Here is a 25413-nt window from a genome sequence, read left to right on the forward strand (position 1 = left end):
GACCGTACAATGTGACGCATACGAGACACATGCGACGCGGATGTATTCACCTTCAAGCAAGGAGTTTTCATGAAACTGCTCGCCATTTGTTGTATTGTCCTGCTGTTTACCGCCTGTGACGACGACACGTCCGTCACCCCGCGCGATTGGACCGAGTTGACGCAGCAGCGTACCGCCTGGGAAAACCTGAACATCCACGACTACGAAATCACGCAATCGCGCCTCTGTTTCTGCTTCCACGGCGGAGCGCCCGTACGCCTTGTCGTCCGTGCCGACACGCTTGTCTCCGGCATGCTGCTTGAAGACAGCACCATGCTGACGCGGGAAGAATTGCAGTGGTACAAGACCGTAGACCAGCTCTTCGATTTTGCGCAGGACATCGATCCAAACGATGTGGCGCAATTCGATCTGGAATACGATTCACTGCAGCATTATCCATCACGCATCTGGGTCGATTACTCAGTGAACGTGGCCGATGAGGAGATGGGATACAACAGCGGGGACCTTACGCCCCAGTGATCCCGGAATATTGAATTCGACACACGAAAACACTTTTTCAACAACAGGACAGGATATTATGCAGGACATCTGGAACTATCTCGAGCAGGCTGTGCAGCTTTACGCGGTCGACATTGTCATTGCCATTGTCATCGTCATACTCGGACGCATTGTTGTCAAAATGCTGGGCGGCCTCGTCAGCAAACTGATGCAACGCAAGGGAGTGGACGAGACGCTGAACAAATTCGCCGTCAGCATCATCACGGCTCTGCTCATGGCTGTGGTGTTCATCGCTGCACTCGGACAGCTCGGTGTGGAAACCACGTCCCTCGTTGCTATTGTCGGTGCGGCCGGTCTCGCGGTGGGACTCGCCCTGCAAGGATCGCTCTCGAACTTCGCATCAGGTGTGATGCTCATCGTACTGCGTCCCTTCAAAGCCGGTGATTTTGTGGAAGCCGGCGGCGTGAGCGGCAGCGTGCAGGAAGTGTCCGTCATCACCACAACACTGCTGACACCGGACAAAAAGCGCGTCGTCATTCCGAACGCGCAGATCACGGGCGGCGCCATCACGAACTACTCCGTCGAGGAGACGCGCCGCATCGATTTCGTGTTCGGCATCGGCTATGACGATGACATCAAGAAAGCCAAGCAGGTGATGACGGAAGTCGTCAACAGCGACGAACGTGTGCTCAAGGATCCCGCTCCCACGATCGCCGTGCTCGAGTTGGCCGACAGCAGCGTCAACTTCGCCGTGCGTCCCTGGGTGAAAACCGCCGATTACTGGGCTGTGTATTTCGATATCACCGAGCGCATGAAGCTGCGACTGGACGAGGAAGGCATATCCATCCCGTTCCCTCAGCGCGACGTGCACCTGTTCCAGCAGACCAGCAACTGATTTGTCGATTATGAGGCAGTCCCGCAACAACGGCGGGACTGCTTCGTATGACTTGGAAATCATTCGCAACAGCACTGGTTTTCGATCGTGAGTTCAAAATCCTTTTCCCTTACATCCCGTACTGTCATTGGCGTCGTCGTGCTCATGCTCGGCGTCGTCCTTACCCTCGGCAATTTCGACATCATCGACGCCCGGGGAGTTCTCAGATTCTGGCCCGTTCTTCTCATTATTTTCGGCGGCGTTCGCCTGGTGGAACCCGGTCCGGGCAGCGGACGCATCTTCGGCGCTTTTGTGGCCGTCGTGGGCGTCATCCTGCTCCTGAACCGGCTGGACATCATCGACACGCGCATCTGGTCGTTCTGGCCACTGCTGCTGATCGCCATCGGCGGTGCGCTGATCTGGCGCACGCAGGGCTCGACCGAACATATCACCGAAGAAGCTGACGATCTCATTTCCGGCACTGCCATACTCGGCGGACTCGAGCAGCGCAGCACGTCACAGCATTTCAGGGGCGGCAATCTCAGTGCCATCATGGGCGGACATGAAGTCGACCTCCGTGACGCCGACATGCCCGAAGGCGAAATCGCCGTACTCGACATCTTCACACTCATGGGCGGCGTGGAACTCCGCGTCCCTGAGCAATGGAATGTCGCCCTCGAAGGCTCGGCCTTCCTCGGCGGCTACGAAAACAAAGCCCGCGGCAGCGCCACCTCCAACAAACGCCTCATCATCCGCGGACAATCCATCATGGGCGGCGTGGAGATAAAGAACTGATTTCTCTGTGCTCATCGTCCCCACGCTCCGCGTGGGGACGTCGCTTCCGAACGCTCTGCGTTCATTCTGACCATGGAAAGATCGAAAAATCGAAAAATGGAATCATACCAGGTCAATGCCCACTCGTGTGGCACTACTGAGCAGTCCCGTTTCGGCGGGACTGTTTTGCATTGGGGGCGAAATTGCTATGTTACCTTCTCATGTCGCGTTCATCTTTTTTCTCATACAGATCACTGATTTCCCAACTCAGAGGAGAAAACCATGGCATTTGAACTGCCCGATCTGCCCTTTGCGAAGGACGCGCTGAAGCCGTTTCTGACGGAAGAGACCTTTGACTACCATCACGGCAAGCATCACGCCGCCTACGTCAACAAAGCCAACGGAATGATCAAGGACACGCCGTACGACGACATGGCGCTCGACGACGTCATCGTCAAATCCGCGGCCGAAGGCAACACCGGCCTGTTCAACAACAGCGCCCAGATCTGGAATCACACCTTCTTCTGGAACTGCATGAGTCCATCAGGCGGCGGCGCCCCCACCGGCCAGATCGCCGAGCTGATCACCCGCGACTTCGGCGGCTTCGACGCCTTCAAGGAGCAGTTCACCAACGCGGCCACCGGACTCTTCGGCAGCGGCTGGGGCTGGCTGGCGATGAACGCCGAGAACAAGCTCGAACTGCTCCCGCTGTCCAACGCCGACACCCCCATGCATCACAACAAGCGCGCGCTGCTCACCATCGACGTCTGGGAGCACGCCTACTACATCGACTACCGCAACGCCCGCCCGAAATTCGTCGAAGGCTTCTGGGATGTCGTCAACTGGGACTGGGTAAACGCCCAGCTCTGATCCCCATCAAAATTTCACTCTCTCGAAAGAAGCACCCCGGTCGGAACCCTCTGGCCGGGGTGTTTGCTTGTGTTTCCAGTCGAAACCTTCAACCCAGTGGCGTTTGGATGCAGTGCGGAGAACCCAGGATGTGCCGGGCACTCCTGTCAGGCGGTCCGGCAGGGTACATCGTCCACACGTTGAATCGGCCAAAATGGTACTCCCTGAGACAGTTTTATGCAGATTCTGCATAATGGTGGCATCGAGGTGGGGATGGTGCTGGTGAGGTGGCGAAATTGGACCCGCTTCAATCTCGGTAAAACCTTCTCTACCAGGGTGTTAACGGCATCTGGCTTGCATTTTCAGATTTATTTCACCTTTTTTTGTCCACCATGGGCATTCGAGAGGTATATAGAGGTAAGGAAAGGCCGATGTAGATATCTCTCCCACCGGCCTGAACAGGTTTTGTGTTTCATCTATCGCAACGGTAAAGAACAATGAACTCAAATGCTATCCTGATCTGGACACTTGTTTTCTGCATGTGGGGACCGGTTGATGTGCTCGGGCAGCCAGGGGAAATCGCAAAGAACAGAGCCCTGAACGAAATATCGACCAACGAAATAAAAGAAATCGCACGAATTCGGGGTACAAACCACCCGGCCCTTGGCTGGAGTTCAGTGGAACTCGGTGATCTGAACAATGACGGGTATGACGATTACGCCATAAGCTCGTACATGGATACGACCTTCGTCTACCTCGGCGGCGACCCAATACCTGATGAACCGATATGCTTTGTACGTGGAGGTTCAGCAGGGCTGAGAGCTGGTGACGTCAACGGAGATGGGTTGGTTGATCTTGTCACGTCGATACGGCTCGGACAAGTGAATGACCCAGACCCGAATAATACAGGCAGAATTCGCATTTACATCAATACGGGGACGGCTCCATTCTTTAATTCCACTCCCAACTCGGTGTTGGAGGGCGACGGTGACAATGGTGAATTGATTTTTCTGGGAATTGGGGATGGTGGTAATAGGTTCATGGGGATAGATCTGGTAGACGTCAATGGTGATGGTGCATCAGATATGCTTGCGGTGGTATTTTCTGTGGAAGCGCATGACCAACGCTACTCAGTTTTCTTAGGTCCATACCCGTTTAGTCCGAGACCGGACATTTACCTCCCACCTCCGCATGGGGAGGAAGGGAGCGATTTGACTTCAACATATCGTACAGGGGATTTAAATGGTGATAAGTGTACAGACGTAATGATCCAAGGACTCTGGATTATTAACGACAGCACAAAGCCCATGGTCTGGGACGTGATATATGGAAATAAAAATCTTGAGTTCAATCCAAATGGTCCGACGTTACGAGCTGACACGGGATGGTATTTTGACTATGCTGGGCTATGCATAGCCGATATCAATGATGATGGATATGACGATATATTCGATACGGATCAGGATGGTTATTTACAAGGGAACGTCCCCTATTGGCACGGTCGGGCAGAAATACCGGATACCTTTGTTCCAGATGATTCATTAATGAATCCAGATCCACAGGTGCTTTACTATGCTCGTTCTGCGAATCCAGTTGGCGATCTCAATGGTGATGGAACCAGAGATGTGATGGTCGCCTGGGTAACTGATATATTTCCAGAGGCCTCGTCGTTTTATTTTTATGCGAATAGAAGCGACAACATAGGGAGGATCCCGTTTGGGTCGGTAGGCGTCAATGGTGATAACGCCTTCCTCGATGTAGGCAGAATCTACCCGGCCGGGGATGTAAACGGAGATGGGTATGATGACTTGATACTGTTGGGGCGGCCAACAAGAAAAAACGAGGTAAGTCTGAAAAATGGTTTTAGGCTCTATGGAGGAACGCCAAAGCTTGTGTCAGTTCAGCAAACTCGACCGTACCCGCAAAGCAGCAGCCTGACAGCGTATCCCAATCCTTCCTCCGGTTCAATCTCCCTCAGCTGGAACAATGCCATGAATCATCCTGCTCAACTCCGCATCGTGGACCAGCTCGGACGAGTAGTACACATTCAGAATATCCAACCAGGCACAACCTCCACTACCTGGAACGCCTCAAACGTTTCTTCAGGCGTGTACATTATGCAGATTCTGCATAATGGCGGAATTGAGGTCGGGAAGGTGCTGGTTAGGTGATGCAAGTGCGCCAAGCAGATGAATTAGTGCGCGCTGGGGAGCTGCTATTTACCTGTAAATAGGCGAACTCTATGCAGATATCACCCCGGTCGGAACCCTCTGGCCGGGGTGTTTGCGGTATGCTACCAGAGCTCGATTCGCCAGGCGGCGCCGAGTTCGACGGCGAGGTCGGTGGCGATGAGTTGGGAGAAGTCGAGGGTGGTTGAGGTTTCGCCCGGACTGTTCAGCCCGTAGGCGAAGGCGGCGTCGATTGCGAGGTTGGCGTCGGGACTCCAGGTGAGGCCGGCGTTGACGTAGTGGAGGGGAGGGGCGTGGCCGGGGAGGTCGCCGTAGAATTCGAGGAAGCCGTCGAAGCGCTCGAGGAAGTGGACGGAGACGAGGGCGGTGTAGTAGCCGATGGGGGTGGCAACGAAGCCGTCCCACCGTGAGCCGGCATTGCATGTCAGCCGCACACGCGATGAAAGTGCGTGACTCGCGACGAGCGAGAAATCGGGCGCCAGGTACAGTACCTGGAAGCCGCCGCTGCCGGTGTGCGGGAGTCCCAGCGCCGTGATCAGCGACACCGCGGGCAGCAATCCTTTCTCTTCGAAAAGCACGCTTTTGATTCCTACCGTCAGGTACTGCAATCCCGCATCCAGCTCGCGCTGCACGGGATCCGCGACTTCATCGCCGTCGTAGTAGTTGGGGTCGTAGGCCCAGTCCCACCGCCGGTAGGAGGATGAGAGACGCAGCTCGAAGGTCGGACCGAGTCCCACCCGCGCCATGCCCACGGGCAGCACAAGGATGTCATGCGAATAGATAGTACCGGGATTGACGAATGATTCCGGATCGTACGGCTTGAATTCGGCCCGCTCGTAACGGAAGCCAGCTTCGAGGGAGACTTCTCCCACTGGCAGCACGTACGGCGAATTCGTTCGGCCGGGACGCTCGGGGGACCATTGCTGTGCCTGCAAGGACAGCGTGGAAATAAGGAAAAGGGATATGAGAACGAGGGTTGCTTTCATGTCTGCTGTGCTGTCTGGTGATGCGCGGTGGCGTGGTTTCCCACACGATGCATTGTTCAGCGCAAGTTACGGTTTGGAGGGGACAAGCGGAAAGCGCCACGAGACGCCGACGCCCGCGAAATTGGCCATACGCGCATGCGGCACGTCCGTCACCGGTTCGCTCAGCGCCATTCCCGCCGAAAGATCCAGCTGCAGGTCGGGAGTGAGCAGATAGGTTACGCCGGCATCCGCACGATGCAGTCCGGGCATGTCCGCCGGCAGATCGCCGTATACTTCGGCGTAGGCGCCGAGTGATTCGGTGATTCCTGCTCCGAGCGCGAGGGAATAATACCCGATGTGTGAATCGTGTCCGGCAGCCCACGCCACGCCCAGGTTGTAGCCGAGTGAGAAGACGTCTGACAGCGTATGCGCGAAAGCGAGACGGATTTCCGGAAGAAGATATTCCATGTCGAAGTACTCCGATCCCGTTCCCGGGAGTCCGACATGCACAAGCACGGCGGACTGCGGGATGATGCCGTTTTCTTCGGTCAATGCCGCTTTCATGCCCAGGGAAAAGGGCTCGACGCCGAGTGTGTCATACAGATAATCCGGCCATTCCGCATGAGACCTGTCCTGCGGAAAATCAAACACGGTCCCTTTATCCCTCGTCACAGCGCCGCCGAGACGCAGCTCGAAATTCTCATTGATGCCGAAGCGGAGGAGGAAGCCGGGCAGCTGTGTGGTCCACGTATTGGCATAGTCCCTGCCCTGATACCGCAATGTGCCTTCCTCATACGTCACGCCCGCTTCGACCTGCAGCCAGCCGGCAGGAACGATGGATGCGCTCTCGGTCTGATCGGGACGATCGGTCACCAGCGGTTCGCGCTGCTGCGCTTGCAGTGAGGTGGAGGAGAGGATGAGCGTGATGATGAAAACGATGAATGGCGCGATGCGTCGCTGCTGCATGCTACTGTACCCTGTAGTGTATTCCTGAAAGAAACTCTTCGAAGCAGGACTGTGCCTGGGGGGTGGATGGAACGAGCTGAATGGCCTGCGTGCGTTCGATGGACAGGCTCTCCTCCCGTTCTCCGAGTTGAATCGTGGCGATGCCGCTTCCTTCATCCCTCATCTTCAGCGTGAGGGGCGCGCCGGGTACGCAACCGATATCCACCAGCCGGCGAAGGAAAAGCGTGTCGTGATCGGGCACGACCGCCACGCGTCCTTCATATCCTTCCTCCACTTCCGAAAGCTGCGTGCCTTCGAACGCCGGCATTTCCCCCTCAGCATCCGGAATCGGGTGTCCATGAGGATCGAAACGCGGCGAACCGAGCTTGCCGCACATGCGCTCTTCGAGATAATCGGACATATGATGCTCGAGCGCATCGGCTTCGTCGTGCACGAGATAGAGGGGATAATCCAGCTCCGTGAAGAGATAGCTCTCCGCGATGCGATGCCGGCGCAGAAGACGCACGGCAATCTCTCGTCCCTTCGCCGTCAGCTCAATCCCGCCATAGGAGACGTGCAGCAGCAGTTCCTGCGCCGCCAGACGCTTCACCATTCCCGTCACAGACGCCGGAGAAACCTCCAGAACGCGTGCAACATCCGTGAGCGTGGGGGAAGGACGTCCCTCATGCGTCAAAATGACCTTCAAATACTGTTCCGCGGTGCGCGTTGCCATTTTAACATATCCTAAAAATAAATTTTAACATGTGTTAAAATCCAATAACGGGCAGTGATCGGAGAAAATCAAGGGAGTGGAGGGAAAATCGCGGTGCAGGGGGAGCTAATTGACCAAAAAAGAACAGCTTAGCGGGATGCGGGGCATGTGCTCCCGCCTTGTATTTTCAGCCTCTCAATCGTACTTTTACTTTTTGCATCCAACGGGACAATTCCGGTCATGCACGAGTACATCGGCGCAGTTCATATCCACTCCAAATATTCCGACGGCACGGGCGAAATCTCCGATATCGCGCGCGCGGCGTCGGAGGTGGGATTGGATTTCCTGATGCTCAGCGACCACAACTCCCTGCGTCCGAAAAAGGATGGTCATGAGGGGTGGACCGACAATGTCGCGCTGCTCATCGGCTATGAGATCAACGATCGCGACGACCGCAATCACTACCTGGCGTTCGGGCTGGACAAGGAGGTGGGCGTGCGCATCGGGGCGAAGGAGTACGTGCGCCGCGTCAACGAACAGGGCGGCATCGGCTTCATCGCGCATCCGGACGAAAAGCGGAACAGCATGCCCGAGCATCCGCCGTATCCTTGGACGGACTGGGACGTCGAAGACTTTACGGGGATCGAGATCTGGAATCACATGAGTGAGTGGATGGAGGGACTCACGGAGGAAAACAAGTTTCAGCGCTTTATCCATCCCCTGCGATCCATCACCGCGCCGCCGCCCGAAACGCTGGCGCGCTGGGATGCGCTCAGCCGTTCGCGACGCGTGGTCGGCATCGGGGGAACGGATGCGCATGCCCACAAGGCCGACGTCATGGGCTTTTTCGACGTCGAAGTGTTTCCCTACAAAGTCATGTTCAAATCCGTCCACACACACGTGCTGCTCGACGAGCCGCTGCGCAAAGGTGATGCGGCGCATTTCGAAGAGGACAAGTGGCGGATTTACGAGGCGCTGCGCAAGGGACGCTGCTTCGTGGCCAATTCCTATCACGCCGATCCCCGCGGCTTCGCCTTCTTCGCCACCACGGCGACGGAAAGCTGGCAGCAGGGCGACGAAATTGAATTTCCCGGCGAGGGCAAACTGGCCCTGCATGTCGAAACGCCCCATCGCGCACGCCTGCGCCTGTTCTGCAATGGCGAACTGGTGCGGGAAAAAGACTCCCGGGAGATGGTACAGCCCGTGCATGCGCCCGGCGCCTGGCGCGTCGAAGCATGGCTGGAAGACAAGGGCTGGATTTTTTCCAATCACATCCGTATCGGCGATGCCGACGGAAACTGCTGAACACGGCCGCTCCGCCGCGAGGCGCGAATGCTCGCTCCGGTTCCGGCCACATCACCACCTGATATGCACTGCACGATCAATTCCCGCCTCCCACAGAACAGAGAAATCGACAAGCCGGAATCCAATTGCGGCGTCATCGGCGTCTACGGCGCACCCAATGCGTCGACGCTGACGTATTACGGACTCCATTCCCTGCAGCACAGGGGACAGGAGGCCTCGGGCATCGTTTCCTGCCGCCGTGGCAATGGCGACGAAAGCGGCACGAAGCTGAGGATATACAAAGGTCCCGGACTCGTGACCGAGGTCTTCTCGGATCCGGCCATCATCAACGACCTGCTGGTCGGCGATGTGGCGATCGGACACAACCGCTATTCCACCACCGGCTCCGATAACCTCGAGAACATACAGCCGTTCATGGTCAACTATCGTGATGGACAACTGGCCGTCGCGCATAACGGCAACCTGACCAACACGCGCTCGCTGCGCCGCAAGCTGCAGGAATCGGGCACGATTTTCCAGACGTCCACCGACACCGAGGTGTTCCTGCATCTCACCGCACGGAGCAAGGCCGAGACGCCGGAAGACCGCATCATGGACGCCCTCAATACCGTGCGCGGCGCCTATTCGCTGGTCATGATGCATGACGACACGCTGATTGCGGCGCGCGATCCCCACGGCATTCGTCCCTTGTGCCTCGGACGCCGCGGCGATGCGTGGATCGTCGCCTCCGAAACCTGCGCGCTGGATATCATGCAGGCCGAGTATGTGCGCGACATCGAACCGGGCGAAGTGCTGTTCTTCGACAGCCGCATGGAAGCCAACGGTGAGCCCGTGCAGCGCTGGCTCGACAACAAACCCGAGCAGCATCATCACTGCATTTTCGAGTACATCTACTTCTCGCGTCCCGACTCCCGCGTCTTCGAGGAAAACGTCGACAAGGTACGGCGCAAGCTCGGGAAGGTCCTTGCCGAAGAACATCCGGTCGAAGGCACGGAAGACGATCCGGTGTTCGTCATGGCCGTGCCCGACAGTTCGAATACCGCCGCGGTGGGATTCGTGCGCGGTGCGGTCAAGCAGGGCATCGAGGCGAGGGTGGAAATCGGACTCATCCGCAATCACTATATCGGTCGCACGTTCATCCAGCCCGGACAGGAGAAGCGCGAGGTGAAGGTGCGCATGAAATTCAACACGGTGAAAGGCGTGGTCGAGGGACGCAAGGTGGTGATCATCGACGACTCGATCGTGCGCGGCACCACCAGCCGTCTGCTCATCAACCTGATCCGGGAAGCCAATCCCCGCGAACTGCACGTGCGCATCAGCTCACCGCCCATCATGAATCCCTGTCCCTACGGCATGGATTTCCCCAGCTCGAGCGAACTCATCGCCGCGCAGAACGACGGCGACGTCGAGAAAATCCGCCAGGAAATCGGCGCCGACACGCTCGGCTACCTTTCAGTCGAGAAAATGCTCAGCTCCGTCAGCCACGAAGGCAAACGCAGCTACTGCACCGGCTGCTTCACCGGCGAGTATCCCGTTCCCGTCGAGGAAAACATGCGCAAGGACGAACACGAGGTCTGATGACGCGACGCCTTTCCATACTGCCTGCCATCCTCACACTCGGCGCACTGCTGCTTGCCGCTACAGGCGCCGTTGCGCAGAACAACGGCACCGCTTCGCAATCCAGCGGCACCGCTTCGCAGTCCAGCGGCACCGCTGCGCAGTCCACCGAACAGTACAGCGGACGCATCATCCTGCGTCTGCGATCCGATGCCACGCAACTGGCCGAGGGAAGCGTACAGGTGCTTTCCCCGCAGTTGCGGGAAACCCTGAGCCGCTGGCAGTCCGGTGAACTTACGCCGCTGCTGCCTCCCGCGGGTCCCACCGCCGCTCTCGCGAAAGCGGGGGAAGAGCATCCTCTTGCGGACGTCTACGTCTTCGCTCCCGCCCCGCAGTTCGACATCGAAACCGTGCTGCGCGATGTCGCCGCGCAGGGAGACGTCGTGTACGCCGAGCGTGAAGTGCTGTATCATCTGCATGCCGTGCCCAACGACAGCGCATGGTCCGCCCAGTGGGGCACACAGCGCATCGGCACCGTCGCCGCCTGGGATGTGACGCGCGGGTCGAAGGCTGTTCCGGTGGGAGTGATTGATACGGGACTCGATTACCTGCATCCTGACATGGAAGGTCAATACTGGATCAATGCGGCGGAGGATGCGAACGGTGACGGACGCTTTCAGCCGTGGCCGGTGGGGGAGACGCGCGCAGGGGTGAGCGGTGATTTTGATGGAATGGACAATGATGGAAACGGCTTCGTGGACGATGTGATCGGCTACGATTTCGTGGATCAGCCTGGCGAAGGGAATGCGGCCGGCGGGGATCACGACGTACCGGATCCCGATCCGTACGATGATATGGGACATGGCACCAGCGTGGCGAGTATTATCGCGGCGCGTGCGGACAACGGTATCGGCATCGCGGGCGTAGCGCCGGATTGTCCGGTGCTCATCCTCCGCGCTTTCGATGCGCGCGGCATCGGTGCGGAAAGCGACGTCGCCCGCGCCCTGGCATACGCTGTGCAAAACGGTGTGCGCGTCGTCAACATGAGCTTCGGCGACGTCATCTATTCCCGCGTCCTTCGCGACGTCATCCGCTGGGCATACGCGCGCAACACCGTACTCATCGGCTCGGCGGGGAATTCACAGTCCACCGCCCTGCACTACCCGAGCGCCTACGACGAAACCATTTCCGTCAGCGCCACGGCACAGAATGATATCCTCGCCGGATTTTCGAATTACGGACAGACCGTGGATATTGCCGCGCCGGGACTCGACATCGTCACCGCCGATCGTGAGGGACGCTATGGAAGCTTCAACGGCACCTCCGCATCCACGCCTTTCGTGAGTGCGGTTGCGGCACTGGTGCTTTCGGTGCATCCCGACTTCACTCCTGAGGAAGTCCGCGGCGTGCTCATCGCCTCTGCCGAGGATCTCGGTCAGCAGGGGTGGGACGAGCGTTACGGTGCGGGGCTCTTGCGGGCCGACCGCGCGGTGGCGCTGGAAAATCCTTCCTTCGTGCGGATTACCGCGCCGCGAACGGACTTCGCGACCAACGGTGAGGAAATCACTGTTGTCGGCACGGCGGCATCACCCGTGATGCGCGGTTACCGGCTGCAATACGGTGTGGGTGTCAATCCCACGCGATGGACGGACATCACCTCCACCGTGCAGCGCCAGGCCGTGGCCGAGACGCTCGCGGTGTGGAATGTGCGTACGCTGCCCGACAGCACATACACCCTGCGCCTGATGGCGGAAAGCGACCGCGGCGTTTCACTCGACGACCGCGTGGTTCTGCATATCGACCGCACAGCTCCGATCTTCCGCGGTGCCGGCATCGTGCCCGCCATCGAAGGCACGGCATACGGCGTGGGCGTGGGCTTTATCACTGACGATGTGACCATCGGAAAGGTGTGGTACCGCGAACTCAATTCCGGTCAGCAGTGGCAGTGGATCTCGGCGGAAGGGGAGACGGAAAACAATCTCTTCGCCGGCACCACGCATCGCGTGTATATGGGACCAAAGTATTTTCGTCCCGGCCGCCGCTACGAATTCTACATCAGCGCCGAGAATGCGGTGGGACTCGAATCCATCGCCCGCGCGGAAGGCGGGGGAAACTTCGAGCTGGAAATCCCCACTCCCGTGCGCACCTTCGGCTACAACCGGAAGCCGTATGGATTGCCGCTGCACCGGTTGTTCAGGAAGACGGCTGATCTCAATGGGAATGGACTGCCGGAGCTTTACGGCAACAACCTCGAAGACGATAATGCGTTTTCTGCCTGGGAGTTCAACGGACTGAATTTTACACGGGTCGATGGCGGCGCGCAGGGACAGGAGTTTCCGCGCGGCTGGGGTGATCTCGACGGCGACGGCAATGCGGAACTGCTGACCAGTTTCGTGCGCAACGGTTTTCTCTATCGCGGCGAGGCGAACGCATTTCCTTCGCAGCGCATCTGGGCGGATACGACCGACGGCGATTTCTGGTCCGTCGACATCGCCGACCCGGACGGTGACGGCGTGCAGGAAGCCATGGCCGTGATCGATGACAGCACCTTCGGATTTTTCCACTGGAACGGCACGCAGCTGGTCGAAGAAGCGCGCATCGTGAACAAGACCGGGGTTGATAGGGGTCCACGCAACAGTTACTCCGCTCCCCGCGCGGCCTACGGCGATTTCAACGCAAACGGAAAACCCGAGATTCTCGTCGGCGATGCGGATGGCGATTTCTTTATTGCCGAGTACAACGGTTCTTCCTGGGAGACCATCTGGTATTCGGAAAACGATTATACGCTGGGCAGTGAATTCGTGGAGGCGGGGGATTTCAACAATGACGGACGCGACGAGATCGCGGTAGGTTTCCGCACCGGCGGCGACGACGTCATTCCCTTCTGGTATTTCGCGATACTGCGGACGGGACCCGACAATGCGACGGATGTGCTGTGGAGCATGCAGTTTCACGGCGTGACCGAGAGCGCGGCGTACGGATCCTTCACCCGCATTCAGAACAGCCTGACCGCGGGCAATCTCGATGACGATCCCGAACCCGAACTGGTCATCACCACTTTCCCGGAACTATATGTGATCGACCATCGTCCGGGTGGCGGTTTCGAAGTCGCCTGGCAGTATCCGCTCGTGAACACCGATGCCGTAAGCATTGCGGATTTCGACCGTAACGGCATCCCCGAACTTGCCGTGGCCACGCCCGACAGCGTCATCTTCTTCGAGCGCAATCTTCCGTATGGCGGACCCCAGCCGCCGCGTGAAGTCACCGCGGTATACGAATCCGCCACCAGCGTGCGTGTCACCTGGGTGGCCGACGCCGGGGAAGCCCCGCAGTACCGTCTCTACCGCGGTTCCACTCCCGCCGCAATGGAACTCATGGGAAGCTTCAGCGGAGCAGTATCCGTCGCCGATCCCACCCTGACCGCAGGCGATACATTTATCTATGCTGTGACGGCAGTCGACAGCACGAAGGAGCCCGCGGAGAGTCCGAGAGTGTATTCCCGCATGCTGCATCCCCACGCCACACCTGTCATTTCCGAACTCACGTATTCGGGTGAAGGACAGTTGACGGCGGTGGTATCGCAGGACATGGGCAGCGTGCTGCCTTCGGTGCAGCGCTTTCTGCTCAACGGACAGCGTGAGCCGGAGAGCGTTGCGCTGATCGATCCGCGCACGCTGCTGCTTTCCTTCGGTGCGCTTGAGGACGGACAGTACGGTCTGACGCTGCGTGGACTACGCGACGAGGAAGGCATTCCATTCGAGGACCGCAGCTATGGTCCCATCGACGTGCAGAACGCCGTCCTCAGCGAATGCTTCATCGAACGCGTGGAATATCATCCTCCACGCAGTTTCGTTGTTGTGTTCAATCAGCCCGTGCAGCTGCCCGGAGCTGAAGTCGCCGCCAACTACGAACTGCAGCCCGCGGGATTTGCACAGTCCGCCGTGCTGGACAGCCAGGATCCCACCCGCGTGCGTATCGAAATGCCGGAAGGAACGCCCATCGGCGCCCTCGGCAAGGAATACGTGCTGAAAGTGCGTAATGTGCTCTGCGCCTCCGGTGCAGCATTTGGTGATGGTCCGGGAAGCACGGCCGGTGTGATACTCAACCGGCAGACACTCGAGGATGTGTTCGTCTACCCGAATCCCCTCAAGCCCGAGCACGCGCAGGATTTCATCACCTTCGCCAATCTCACGCCGCGCGCCACGATACGCATTTACACGCTGTCGGGACATTTCATCGCCGAGGTCGAAGAAACCGACGGCAACGGCGGCGTGCAGTGGGATACGCGCAGCGACCAGGGTGAGCTCGTTCCCTCGGGCATTTACGTCTACCGCGCTGCGGGCACGAACAGTGATGGAGTGGAAGTGGAAGCAGTACTACAGAAATTCGCCATTATACGGTAACACCATGGCAAAGCACGCGAACAAAGGAAACAGCAAAGGCGGAGGAAAGCAGAAGTCGCAGTCCGTCAAGGCGCAGCCTGGAAAGGCACAGCCTGGAAAGGCGCAGCCTGGGAAGGCACACTCCGGCAAGACGCAGCAGCAGCCGGCGGACCGCATCTGGACGCCATCGAACATGCTGAGTTTCCTGCGCATTCTTCTCGTTATCCCCTTCGCCATCCTGCTCGAGGATGCGTATGCGAATCAGCTCTTGCTGGGCGCGATCTGTCTGCTGGCGTATGCGACGGATCTGCTCGACGGATGGATTGCGCGCACGTTTGAAGGCGAGTCGAAGCTCGGACGCATCATCGATCCGCTGGCGGACAAGATTTACATCACCGTGGCCGTGATCATGATGGTGGTGTTGGAAATGCTGCCTGTGTGGTTCGTGCTGGTGGTCGTGCTGCGCGATCTCATCATTTTCGCCGGCGGCATGCATCTGAAATCCCGCACCGGCATTCTCGTGCAGAGCAATTGGCTGGGCAAGGCCACGGTGGTCGCCATCGGCTTCACGTTGCTGGCCACAATTTTTCATGACGGGGGACGCAACATGCCGCAGCAGGTGCTGATGATTATCAGCCTCGCGCTCATCGTGGTGTCCCTTTACAAGTACGGCGAGCGCTACCTGGATCTCATGCGCAAGCATGGATAGTCGCGCTGACGCAATTCAATCACGCATGGAACGGAAAAGAAGTATATCATGGGCTTTCTCGACAAACTGAAATTCAATCGCCTGAAGGAGGGACTCGCGAAAACGCGCGATTCCGTCATGCAGAAGGTCACTCGCGTCATCAAGGCCAAGCGCAAGATCGACGACGATCTGCTCGATGAGATCGAGGAGATTCTGATTCTCGGCGACGTGGGCGTTTCCACCACCACACGCATCATTGAGAATCTGCGCGAGCGCGTGCGCCGCGAACGTTTTGAAGACGCCGGTGAGCTGCACCGCCTGCTGCGCGAAGAAATCGCCGCGCTGTTCGAAAAGAACGATGTAACGACTGATGGAGCAGCGATCGAAATTCCTTCAGGCGTTTCCCCCTACGTCATCATGGTGGTCGGTGTCAACGGCGTGGGCAAGACCACGACCATCGGAAAGCTGGCCTACAATTACCGCAGCGCGGGGAAGAAAGTCATCATCGGCGCGGCCGACACTTTCCGCGCGGCGGCCAATGAGCAGCTCGAAGTGTGGGCGCAGCGCGCTGAAGTGGATATCATTCAGCAGAAGCACGGTTCGGATCCCGCCGCCGTGGCCTACGACACGCTGCAGAGTGCGCTGTCGAAAAACTCCGACGTGGTCATTATCGATACGGCAGGCAGACTGCACACGAAATCCAACCTCATGGAAGAGCTGAAGAAGATCAAGCGCGTGATGTCCAAGCTCATGCCCGACGCGCCGCATGAGGTCCTTCTCGTGCTGGATGCTACCACCGGACAGAATGCGATTCAGCAGGCGAAGCAGTTCGGCCTGGCGGTGGATGTGACCGGACTCGCGGTTACCAAGCTCGACGGCACGGCCAAGGGCGGCGTGGTCATCGGCATCTCTTCCGAACTCGCCATTCCCGTCAAGTACATCGGCGTGGGCGAGCAGATCAACGACCTGCAGGTGTTCGACGATGAAGCCTTCGTCCAGGCGCTCTTCGGCGACCTGCGTACCGAGGACGAAACCACCATTGAAGAGGAAGTGCGCGAGTAGACGCGGAGATAGCCCATGTTCATGCGCAAGCCCCGACATAAAAGCTTCGACTACACCCCGCGCTATTATGATCCGAAAAAGGATGAGGACGCGCGGCGGCGCAGGCGCTTTCACTTCGAAAGCAATTCGAGGAGAGGCACGACCAGGCCCATGATCGTGCTCATCCTGCTCTTTATTCTCGCGTATCTTTTATACACCAATTTCTCCTGAGTTTTATGGCATCAGTCGTACCGGCAAGTTCCATCCAGATCCTTCCGCAGCATCTCGCCAATCAGATCGCCGCAGGCGAAGTCGTGCAGCGGCCGGAATCCGTGGTGAAGGAATTGGTGGAAAACGCCATTGATGCCGGCGCCAGTCATGTCACCGTGAATATCGCCGCAGCGGGGAAGTCGCTGATACAGGTTATCGACGATGGACACGGAATGACCGAGGAGGATGCGCGCATGGCCATCGAGCGGCATGCGACCAGCAAACTGCGTTCGATAGAGGATCTCGAACAGATCCGCACCTTCGGTTTCCGCGGGGAAGCGCTGCCGTCGATTTCCTCCGTCGCGAAAGTGGAACTGCGCACGCGCATGGAAGATCAGGATGTCGCCACGCTGCTGCGCATCGAGGGAGGCGAAGTGCGCGAAGCGGATAAAGTTGAGGGTCCGGTCGGCACCTCCATCAGCGTCAAGAATCTGTTTTACAACACGCCCGCACGGCGGCAGTTCCTCAAATCCGACACCACCGAGTACCGGCATATAACGGACTGCGTGCAGCGCTTCGTGCTGTCCTACCCCGACGTACGCATCACACTCATCTCCGACGGCAGCACGGTATACGACGCGCAGCCTGCGGATCTGGCGGGACGCATCTCCTACCTCTTCGGCGACCGCGTGGCAGATTCGCTGCTCGAAGTGCATGAGGAAACAGACCTGATCACGGTGACGGGATTTGTGGGCAAGCCGAATTTTGCGAAGAAGTCCCGCGGCGAGCAATTCCTTTTCGTCAACGGACGCTACGTGGTGAGCCGCTATCTGAATCACGCCGTGGTCAGCGCCTACGAGCACATGCTCGAACAGGGTGCGTTTCCGATGTACATGCTTTTCCTGAACATCGATCCGCGGCAGGTGGACGTCAACGTGCATCCTTCCAAGCTGGAAGTGAAGTTCAGCAACGAGCGCAACATCTACACCATCGTCAACGCCGTCGTGCGCCGCAGCCTGTACAGTCACGACCTGACTCCCTCGATCGGCTTCCGTGAGAGCGGGGAAGGCGGACAGCCGCAGGACTTCACGCGCATGCGCATCGAATCGCCCGACGAAGCCTCCGCACGCACCGAGCGCAAATACGACAACTTCGATTCCCTCAGCCGCGGTATGGGAAGCAGTGGATTGGGCGCCGGATCAGGGGGCGGCAGCGGAACAGGTGGCAGCGGCGGCACGGGGTACGGCTCTCGTCCTTCAGACAGCGGCGGCGCGGGTTCGCGCATGGATCCCCGGCAGATCGACGATCTCTTCCGTTCGCTGGATGTGAGCGGTGAGGGTAGTCGCAGCGGCATGGCGGCCGAGCCCGAGCGTGAGACCGTCATCCTCCCGAGCGAGAAACCGATATCTGACACGCAGTTTCTCTGGCAGCTGCATAACAAGTATATTTTCACGCCGATCAAATCCGGTCTCATGATCATCGACCAGCACGTGGCGCATGAGCGCATCCTCTACGAGAAAGCGCTGGCTGCGCTTCAGGACGCCGCGCCGTTTTCCCAGCAGCTGCTCTTCGAGCACAGCACGCGGGTGTCGGCCGGTGATTATGCACTGCTGGAGGAGATCCGCGCCGAGTTCGAGCATCTCGGTTTCGTGCTGCGTCTGAAGGCGCCGCATGACGTCACCGTGGAAGCCGTGCCGCAGGACGTGCGTCCCGGCATGGAGGAAAGCATACTCGAAGAAATGATCGAGCAGTACCGAGAGTACAGCGCTTCTGGTGTGACCGACACCCGGCACAACGTGGCCGCTTCCTACGGCTGCCGCGCCGCGATCAAGGCGGGCGACAAACTGAATCCCGCCGAGATGCAGAATCTCATCGATCAGCTGTTCGCGACCTCGAACCCGTACGTTTGTCCCCACGGACGACCGATACTCATCAAACTCTCGCTCGGCGATCTCGACCGCCGTTTCGGCAGAAGCAGTTAACAATCATCCTTTCCCTACAGCACTATGGAAACACAGGTCTATACTCCGAAGAATCACATCCGCATCGTCACCGCCGCCTCGCTATTCGACGGCCACGACGCCTCGATCAACATCATGCGCCGCATCCTGCAGTCCAGCGGAGCCGAGATCATCCATCTCGGTCACAACCGCAGCGTCGCCGAAATCGTGGATGCCGCGATACATGAAGACGTGCAGGGCATCGCCATCTCCTCCTACCAGGGGGGACATATGGAATACCTGCGCTACATGAAGGATCTGCTGCGGCAGCGTGGGGCGGAACATGTTCGCATTTTTGCCGGTGGTGGAGGAGTGATCGTACAGGATGAGATCGACGCGCTGCACGCGTACGGTATCGACCGCGTGTTCTCGCCTGAGGACGGCAGGCAGTTGGGACTGCAGGGCATGATCAACATGGTGCTCGAAGCCTGTGATTTCCCGGCCGGCGCCGACAAGCGGCTCGACATCCGCGACGCCACGCTGTTTATCGGCGAGAAAGCTCTTACCGAGACCAACGGCGAACTGATGGCAGACCGTCGCCTTTTCGGCAGCGCACTGTCCTTGCTCGAATATCATCATGAAATTCACATCGAAGCGCCGAAAGGGAAGACCATTCCCGTGCTCGGCATTACGGGAACGGGCGGCGCCGGGAAATCTTCTCTCACCGACGAAATCGTGCGCCGCTTTCTCCGGAATTTCCCTGACATGCATATCGCCATTCTCTCGGTGGATCCTTCCAAGCGAAGGACCGGAGGAGCGCTGCTGGGCGACCGCATCCGCATGAATGCCATTGCCGCCACGGCGCCGGAGGGACACGAGCAGGTGTTCATGCGCTCGTTTGCCACGCGTGCGGCGAACACCGCGACCTCGGCCGCACTGCATCGCGCCATCGATCTCTGCAAATGTGCAGGGTATGATTTTGTGATCGTTGAAACTGCGGGCATCGGACAGAGCGATTCGGAGATCGTGGATCTGGTGGACGTCGCCATGTATGTCATGACCCCGGAATACGGGGCGCAGACGCAGCTCGAGAAAATCGACATGCTCGACCTGGCAGACCTCGTGGTGCTGAACAAGTTCGAGAAGCGCGGTGCGGAAGACGCATTGCGTGATATCCGCAAGCAGGTCAAGCGCAACCGCGGTACCTTCGAAGTGGCGGACGAAGATCTGCCCGTGTATCCGACCATCGCCAGCCAGTTCAACGACGCTGGCACCAATCACCTGTTCTATCAGATTGTGCAGTCCATCAACGAACGCACCGGCACGACATGGGAAACCGCATTCGGCCGGGAAGCGAAGGAACCGGATAAGTCCGCCGTCATTCCCCCCGAACGCGCGCGCTATCTTTCGGAAATTTCCGACACCGTACAGAAGTACAAGGCATGGATCGAGGAGCAGGCGGGCTTTGCCGAGCGTCTCGATCAGCTCGAAGGCGCACGCGCTTCGCTGGTGGAAGCCGGTTCGCGCCGCGAGCTCAACATCAGCGGCGAAGGCGGCGTGGTGGAAATCGGCAGTCACCAGGTGCGAGAGGAACTGCTGTCCGAGCTCGACCGCCAGATCGAGTATTACCGCGAGAACATCGCGCCCGAGAATCGTGATCTGCTCGAGCAGTGGCCCAATGCAGTGGAAGCGTATCGGCAGGACACCCTGACCACGCGCATCCGCGACCGGGAAATCGTCAGTCAACTGTTCCGTACCTCCCTTTCGGGGACGCGTATCTCACGCGTGGCCATGCCGCGGTATAAAGGACGCGGGGACATCCTGCGCTGGATTCTTCTCGAAAACGTGCCCGGCAGTTTCCCGTACACTGGCGGCGTGTTTCCCTTCAAGAGGGAAGGCGAGGATCCCACGCGCATGTTCGCGGGTGAAGGAACGCCTGAGCGCACGAACAGACGTTTTCATTACGTGTCGGAGGGACTCCCCGCCGCGCGGCTTTCAACGGCTTTCGATTCGGTTACGCTGTACGGTGAGGATCCCGATGAGCGTCCCGACATTTACGGCAAGATCGGCAACTCGGGTGTGAGCATCTGCACGCTCGACGACATGAAGAAACTGTACTGCGGCTTCGACCTCACCTCGCCGACGACTTCCGTATCGATGACCATCAATGGTCCCGCCCCCATGATCCTGGCCATGTTCATGAACACGGCCATCGATCAGCAGATAGAGAAGTGGCTGGTGCAGAACGGCAGCTTCGATGCGGCGCAGAAAGCCATTGATGCGCATTACAAAAAGATTGATCTGCCTCGTCCCACCTACACCGGAGCGCCTGATCTCGCAGCAATGCTGACGGAGTTGAACGACGTGGCGCAGTTCGAAGACGGCGGCAAGCCGCACCGGTATTTCGGACTCGGTACGCTGGGCGTATGCGGCGATTTCTTCGTGAGTGAAGGTCTGCTGCCGCAGGAGGAATACGACCGCATCCGTGCGGCGACAATGTCCTCCGTCCGCGGCACCGTGCAGGCGGACATCCTCAAGGAAGACCAGGCGCAGAACACCTGCATTTTCTCGACCGAATTCGCATTGCGTATGATGGGCGACATACAGCAGAACTTCGTGCGCAATCGCGTGCGGAATTATTACTCGGTATCGATCAGCGGTTATCACATTGCCGAGGCCGGTGCGAATCCCATCACGCAGCTGGCCTTCACCTTGGCGAACGGCTTCACCTATGTCGAGTATTATCTTTCGAGGGGAATGCACATCGACGAGTTCGCCCCGAACCTGTCGTACTTCTTCTCCAACGGCATTGACGCCGAGTACGCCGTGATCGGACGCGTGGCGCGGAGGATATGGTCCGTCGCCATGAAGCGTCTTTACGGCGGCAACGACCGTTCACAGAAGCTGAAGTATCATATCCAGACCAGCGGACGCAGTCTGCACGCCATGGAAATCGACTTCAACGACATCCGCACCACGCTGCAGGCGCTGTACGCCATTTACGACAACTGCAACAGTCTGCACACCAACGCCTACGACGAGGCCATCACGACTCCGACAGAAGAGAGCGTGCGCCGCGCCCTGGCGATACAGATGATCATCAACCACGAGCTGGGACTGGCGAAGAACGAGAATCCATTGCAGGGCTCTTTCATCATCGAAGAACTGACCGATCTCGTCGAAGAAGCCGTCCTCTCCGAATTCCGCCGCATTTCCGACCGCGGCGGCGTACTCGGCGCAATGGAGACCATGTATCAGCGTGGGAAAATCCAGGAAGAGTCCATGATTTACGAGCACAAGAAGCACACAGGCGAGCTGCCGATCATGGGCGTCAACACCTTCCTGCGTCCCGACCATCTGAAGAGCGGCGAAAAGCAGGCCATCGAGCTCATCCGTTCCACCGAGGACGAGAAAAAGCAGCAGATCGCCAACCTCCGCGCCTTCCAGCAGCGCAACCAGAACAATGGCTCCGCCGCCCTCGAGAGCGTCCAGCACACGGCCCAGGCCCACGAAAACGTCTTCGACCAGCTCCTCGAATGCGTCAAATACGCCTCCCTCGGCCAGATCTCCACCGCGTTATATGAGGTCGGCGGCCAGTATAGGAGGAATATGTAGGGGGGGATTCATGAATCCCCCCATCACCCCGGAAGTGGATTCATGAATCCCCCCAACGTAACCACGCTCTGCGTCGGGACGCCATGGAAAAATGGAAAGATAGAATGATGGAAACATCAGGTAACCGATCCGGAAGGTTATAGACGTAAGGGCGATTCACGAATCGCCCTGGATACACGGAAGGAAAGACCAAATCAGGAAAAATCATGAACATCTTATTCACCGGTCCCGCGGGACTGATCAGCGAATGGCTGGAATTATGCAAGGATCACAACTGTGTCGTGTATGCGCGCGGTGTGAAGAAGAAACTCGATGACGACGTGCAGCTGGTGCATGCGCTGGACGAAGCGCCGCATGTGGATCTCGTCATCGATCTGCACGTGCGGATGTCCAAGAACCGCCGCATTGTACTGAGCGACATCATTGCCGACCTGAGCCACGACGCGCCCATTCTGTGCAACACCGTATCCACCACCGCGACCGAGCTGGCATCGCGCGTGAAGGCGATGGACCGGCTTGTCGGACTCGCGGCGCTGCCCGGACTGACATCCTCAGATGTTATCGAAATCGCCTTCCCGTACGGTGCGAAGCACGGACATCAGGAAATGCTATCGGATTTCATTGCCGGACTCGGGAAGAGGATGGAAGTGGTGCGGGATGAAGTGGGACTCGTGACACCGCGCATGCTGGCAGTGATGATCAACGAGGCCGTGCTGATCTGTCAGCAGGATCTCACGGGGCAGGAGTCCATCGACGCGTTGATGAAGGTAGCCATGTCGGGTATGGGACCACTGTCCTGGGGACACCGCATCGGCTGGCGTCATCTGTACACTATCCTCAGCGCGATGCATGAAGAACTCGGTGGTGAGCGCTACCGTCCCGCGCCGCTGCTCAAGAAAATGGCCATGATCGAATGAGAACACACCCGGGTATCCTGACAGCCGTCCTCATCCTTCTCCTCATCGCCCCGACGCTGCAAGCGCAGGACGAAACCACCTCCGACATTCTTCGCAACGAAGAATGGATCAGCACCGGTCCGGCCGTGGGTCCCATCGTCACCTGGCACAACTTCCGGCAGGACAAATCCGGTGTCGACATCCTGCCCGGCGTGTACGCCACATACGACCTCATGCTCGCCCAGCCCTTCCCGCGCTGGTACATCACATTTCGTCCTTCCGTGAGCATACTCTATCCCACCGCCATGATCGACGCGGTATTCCGCTTCCGCCTGCCGATCCCGTTTGCCTTCTTCGGCGGCGCCAGCTTCGATCCGACCTGGACCCGCGAATTCGCCGAAGACCCCAACCACCCGGAATTCCAGTACGACCGCATCCTCTCCACCATCGGCCAGCGCAGTTTCGGCCTCATTGGCGCCCAGTACGTCACCAGCTTCGCCTTCTACGAACTCCAGTACCGTATCCAGCTCGAAGAAGGCGTTGACGCCTACTACCGCAAAGACGAAGCCAGTCCGCTCTCCTACACCGGAACGCGGCGGTACTTCCTCCTCTCCTTCGGAATGGGAATAAGATTGTAGATCCCAGATTGCAGATTCCAAATTGCAGATTGCAGATTACAAACTCAGCAGGAGCAGGGATTGCTTTCCTCTGAGTGTACCTGGGAGTCTGCTTTTCATCGTCCCCACGCTCTGCTACATGTTCATCGTCCCCACGCTCTGCTACATGTTCATCGTCCCCACGCTCTGCGTGGGGATGTCTTTATGCGCCGCTCTGCGGCGATTGGGACGACTAAATGAACGCGGAGCGTTCGGGAATCACGTCCCCACGCGGAGCGTGGGGACGATGAGCTGCTACGCCTGGGGACGATGAAGATATTTCCATCTTTCGATATTTCCATTTTTCCATCCCCCCGCATAGGGACTCCCTGGGAATTCCGTCCGTCACTCGTGTGTCTATCATCTGCGTCGGACTGAAATTCGTTCCACATTTCTGCGGGGGGACTGAGAGTGAAGCTTTCCACGAAATACAAGATGTACGGAGCGCAAGTGCTGTATCGGGCGCTGCGGATGCTGGGTGTGCCGCGGTTTCAGAGGAAGATAATCGACGGCATCACCTATGCGCTGGATCTGTCCGAAGGTATTGACCTGTCGCTGTATCTGACCGGGGGATTCCAGAAGCATCTTCTGCAGCGGGCGGGAGTATCAGGCACTGTACGCACCGTGTTCGACGTCGGTGCCAACAGCGGCGTCATGAGTCTTCAGTTCGTACAGCGCTATCCGGAAGCGACCGTGTATGCATTCGAGCCATCGGAGTACGCCAACCGGCGCTTCGACGAGAATCTCGCATTGAACCCGGAACTCGCCGAACGCATTGTGCGCGTGAAGAGCTTCGTTGCCGACAGGAAGGTCGTCCCTGATTCATATACCAGCTACTCCAGTTGGCGCGTGGATACGCTCCGGCGCAACGGCCATCCGCGTCATCCCGTCCATTACGGCGTCTCCCACGAAAGCGTCGACCGCTACACCACCCTCGACGATTTCTGCTCCGAGCACGCAATTCAGAGTGTTGATCTGATCAAGATTGACACCGATGGCTACGAGTACGAAGTGCTGCAGGGAGCCGCACGCATCCTCCGTGAGAACCATCCCACGGTCTTATTCGAACTCGCCCTGTACATGCTCGAAGAGCGGCACATCACCTATCCCGCGCTCGTCCAGCCCCTGCTCGACAACGGCTACTGGCTCAGCGACCTCCAGAGCTGGAAGCACGTCAGCATCGCCACCGTGCGCGAGCTGGTCCCACGCTTCGGTTCGATTGATGTGCTGGCCGTGCCGTGCGACCGTTAATTGACAAAGCGCTCCCAATACGCTAATATGCTTCTTACATGTTGTCAGAAATTGTTTCGGGGGAAA

19 protein-coding genes are annotated in these 25413 nt (G+C 58.4%); 16 read left to right on the forward strand and 3 right to left on the reverse strand.

The genetic code is table 11. The features are described 5' to 3' along the window. Positions 1-69 precede the first annotated feature (69 nt). The 5 genes from KQI65_16575 to KQI65_16595 all read left to right on the forward strand — a co-directional run bounded on the left by KQI65_16575 (position 70) and on the right by KQI65_16595 (position 5166). Positions 70-519, forward strand: coding sequence for a hypothetical protein (locus KQI65_16575; protein ID MCB2206361.1), 450 nt, complete (start codon positions 70-72; stop codon positions 517-519). 58 nt (positions 520-577) lie between these two features. Then, complete coding sequence (locus KQI65_16580) at positions 578-1393, forward strand: mechanosensitive ion channel (GenBank protein ID MCB2206362.1); 816 nt, start codon at positions 578-580, stop codon at positions 1391-1393. An 87-nt stretch (positions 1394-1480) separates the two neighbouring features. Then, complete coding sequence (locus KQI65_16585; GenBank protein ID MCB2206363.1) at positions 1481-2167, forward strand: cell wall-active antibiotics response protein; 687 nt, start codon at positions 1481-1483, stop codon at positions 2165-2167. 261 nt (positions 2168-2428) lie between these two features. Beyond that, a complete protein-coding gene (locus KQI65_16590; GenBank protein ID MCB2206364.1) occupies positions 2429-3016 on the forward strand; it encodes a superoxide dismutase in 588 nt (195 codons plus the stop codon). Between the two features lie 476 nt (positions 3017-3492). Continuing rightward, positions 3493-5166, forward strand: coding sequence for a T9SS type A sorting domain-containing protein (locus tag KQI65_16595; protein MCB2206365.1), 1674 nt, complete (start codon positions 3493-3495; stop codon positions 5164-5166). 122 nt (positions 5167-5288) lie between these two features. Here the strand turns inward: KQI65_16595 and KQI65_16600 are convergent, their stop codons facing one another. From KQI65_16600 to KQI65_16610, 3 genes are all read right to left on the reverse strand, one after another. Further along, entirely contained in the window at positions 5289-6170 is an 882-nt protein-coding gene (locus tag KQI65_16600) for a transporter (protein MCB2206366.1), read from the reverse strand. 66 nt (positions 6171-6236) lie between these two features. Further along, positions 6237-7115: a transporter gene (locus KQI65_16605; GenBank protein MCB2206367.1), complete on the reverse strand. Its 879-nt coding sequence runs from the start codon at positions 7113-7115 to the stop codon at positions 6237-6239. Between the two features lies 1 nt (position 7116). Continuing rightward, positions 7117-7827 (reverse strand): metal-dependent transcriptional regulator, encoded by a 711-nt coding sequence (locus KQI65_16610; protein ID MCB2206368.1) that lies wholly within the window; start codon positions 7825-7827, stop codon positions 7117-7119. Positions 7828-8046: 219 nt separating this feature from the next. On the opposite strand from KQI65_16610, the gene KQI65_16615 reads away from it, so the two are divergent. From KQI65_16615 to KQI65_16665, 11 genes are all read left to right on the forward strand, one after another. Beyond that, positions 8047-9111, forward strand: a complete 1065-nt coding sequence (locus KQI65_16615) for a CehA/McbA family metallohydrolase (GenBank protein MCB2206369.1) — start codon at positions 8047-8049, stop codon at positions 9109-9111. A gap of 63 nt (positions 9112-9174) precedes the next feature. Then, the gene (locus KQI65_16620; GenBank protein MCB2206370.1) at positions 9175-10689 is read left to right on the forward strand and encodes an amidophosphoribosyltransferase; all 1515 of its coding nucleotides are present in this window, start codon (positions 9175-9177) and stop codon (positions 10687-10689) included. Next, positions 10689-15071, forward strand: coding sequence for a S8 family serine peptidase (locus KQI65_16625; protein ID MCB2206371.1), 4383 nt, complete (start codon positions 10689-10691; stop codon positions 15069-15071). Before KQI65_16620 ends, KQI65_16625 begins: the two co-directional genes overlap by 1 nt. Positions 15072-15075: 4 nt before the next feature. Continuing rightward, positions 15076-15759, forward strand: a complete 684-nt coding sequence (locus KQI65_16630; protein ID MCB2206372.1) for a CDP-alcohol phosphatidyltransferase family protein — start codon at positions 15076-15078, stop codon at positions 15757-15759. Positions 15760-15807: 48 nt separating this feature from the next. Continuing rightward, a complete protein-coding gene (gene ftsY / locus KQI65_16635) occupies positions 15808-16800 on the forward strand; it encodes a signal recognition particle-docking protein FtsY (GenBank protein MCB2206373.1) in 993 nt (330 codons plus the stop codon). Positions 16801-16815: 15 nt separating this feature from the next. Further along, positions 16816-17010: a hypothetical protein gene (locus tag KQI65_16640; GenBank protein MCB2206374.1), complete on the forward strand. Its 195-nt coding sequence runs from the start codon at positions 16816-16818 to the stop codon at positions 17008-17010. A gap of 5 nt (positions 17011-17015) precedes the next feature. After that, positions 17016-18971: a DNA mismatch repair endonuclease MutL gene (gene mutL, locus KQI65_16645; GenBank protein MCB2206375.1), complete on the forward strand. Its 1956-nt coding sequence runs from the start codon at positions 17016-17018 to the stop codon at positions 18969-18971. Positions 18972-18995: 24 nt separating this feature from the next. Further along, entirely contained in the window at positions 18996-22544 is a 3549-nt protein-coding gene (locus KQI65_16650; protein MCB2206376.1) for a methylmalonyl-CoA mutase family protein, read from the forward strand. Between the two features lie 206 nt (positions 22545-22750). Then, complete coding sequence (locus tag KQI65_16655; protein ID MCB2206377.1) at positions 22751-23461, forward strand: hypothetical protein; 711 nt, start codon at positions 22751-22753, stop codon at positions 23459-23461. After that, positions 23458-24078: a hypothetical protein gene (locus tag KQI65_16660; GenBank protein ID MCB2206378.1), complete on the forward strand. Its 621-nt coding sequence runs from the start codon at positions 23458-23460 to the stop codon at positions 24076-24078. Before KQI65_16655 ends, KQI65_16660 begins: the two co-directional genes overlap by 4 nt. Positions 24079-24576: 498 nt before the next feature. Continuing rightward, on the forward strand, positions 24577-25347 hold the full coding sequence (locus tag KQI65_16665) for an FkbM family methyltransferase (protein ID MCB2206379.1): 771 nt from the start codon (positions 24577-24579) through the stop codon (positions 25345-25347). The last annotated feature ends 66 nt before the right edge of the window (positions 25348-25413 follow it).

Source organism: bacterium, assembly GCA_020444325.1.
Classification (GTDB): domain Bacteria; phylum Bacteroidota; class Ignavibacteria; order SZUA-365; family SZUA-365; genus BM516.

Bases quoted from the DNA above. Each gene is read 5' to 3' on its own strand.
- KQI65_16580 (MCB2206362.1), top strand. From the start codon at position 578: ATGCAGGACATCTGGAACTATCTCGAGCAGGCTGTGCAGCTTTACGCG.
- ftsY (MCB2206373.1), top strand. From the start codon at position 15,808: ATGGGCTTTCTCGACAAACTGAAATTCAATCGCCTGAAGGAGGGACTC.
- KQI65_16640 (MCB2206374.1), top strand. From the start codon at position 16,816: ATGTTCATGCGCAAGCCCCGACATAAAAGCTTCGACTACACCCCGCGC.
- KQI65_16605 (MCB2206367.1), bottom strand. From the start codon at position 7,115: ATGCAGCAGCGACGCATCGCGCCATTCATCGTTTTCATCATCACGCTC.
- KQI65_16625 (MCB2206371.1), top strand. From the start codon at position 10,689: ATGACGCGACGCCTTTCCATACTGCCTGCCATCCTCACACTCGGCGCA.
- KQI65_16655 (MCB2206377.1), top strand. From the start codon at position 22,751: ATGAACATCTTATTCACCGGTCCCGCGGGACTGATCAGCGAATGGCTG.
- KQI65_16660 (MCB2206378.1), top strand. From the start codon at position 23,458: ATGAGAACACACCCGGGTATCCTGACAGCCGTCCTCATCCTTCTCCTC.
- KQI65_16590 (MCB2206364.1), top strand. From the start codon at position 2,429: ATGGCATTTGAACTGCCCGATCTGCCCTTTGCGAAGGACGCGCTGAAG.
- KQI65_16620 (MCB2206370.1), top strand. From the start codon at position 9,175: ATGCACTGCACGATCAATTCCCGCCTCCCACAGAACAGAGAAATCGAC.
- KQI65_16575 (MCB2206361.1), top strand. From the start codon at position 70: ATGAAACTGCTCGCCATTTGTTGTATTGTCCTGCTGTTTACCGCCTGT.
- KQI65_16600 (MCB2206366.1), bottom strand. From the start codon at position 6,170: ATGAAAGCAACCCTCGTTCTCATATCCCTTTTCCTTATTTCCACGCTG.
- KQI65_16615 (MCB2206369.1), top strand. From the start codon at position 8,047: ATGCACGAGTACATCGGCGCAGTTCATATCCACTCCAAATATTCCGAC.
- mutL (MCB2206375.1), top strand. From the start codon at position 17,016: ATGGCATCAGTCGTACCGGCAAGTTCCATCCAGATCCTTCCGCAGCAT.
- KQI65_16610 (MCB2206368.1), bottom strand. From the start codon at position 7,827: ATGGCAACGCGCACCGCGGAACAGTATTTGAAGGTCATTTTGACGCAT.
- KQI65_16630 (MCB2206372.1), top strand. From the start codon at position 15,076: ATGGCAAAGCACGCGAACAAAGGAAACAGCAAAGGCGGAGGAAAGCAG.
- KQI65_16595 (MCB2206365.1), top strand. From the start codon at position 3,493: ATGAACTCAAATGCTATCCTGATCTGGACACTTGTTTTCTGCATGTGG.
- KQI65_16650 (MCB2206376.1), top strand. From the start codon at position 18,996: ATGGAAACACAGGTCTATACTCCGAAGAATCACATCCGCATCGTCACC.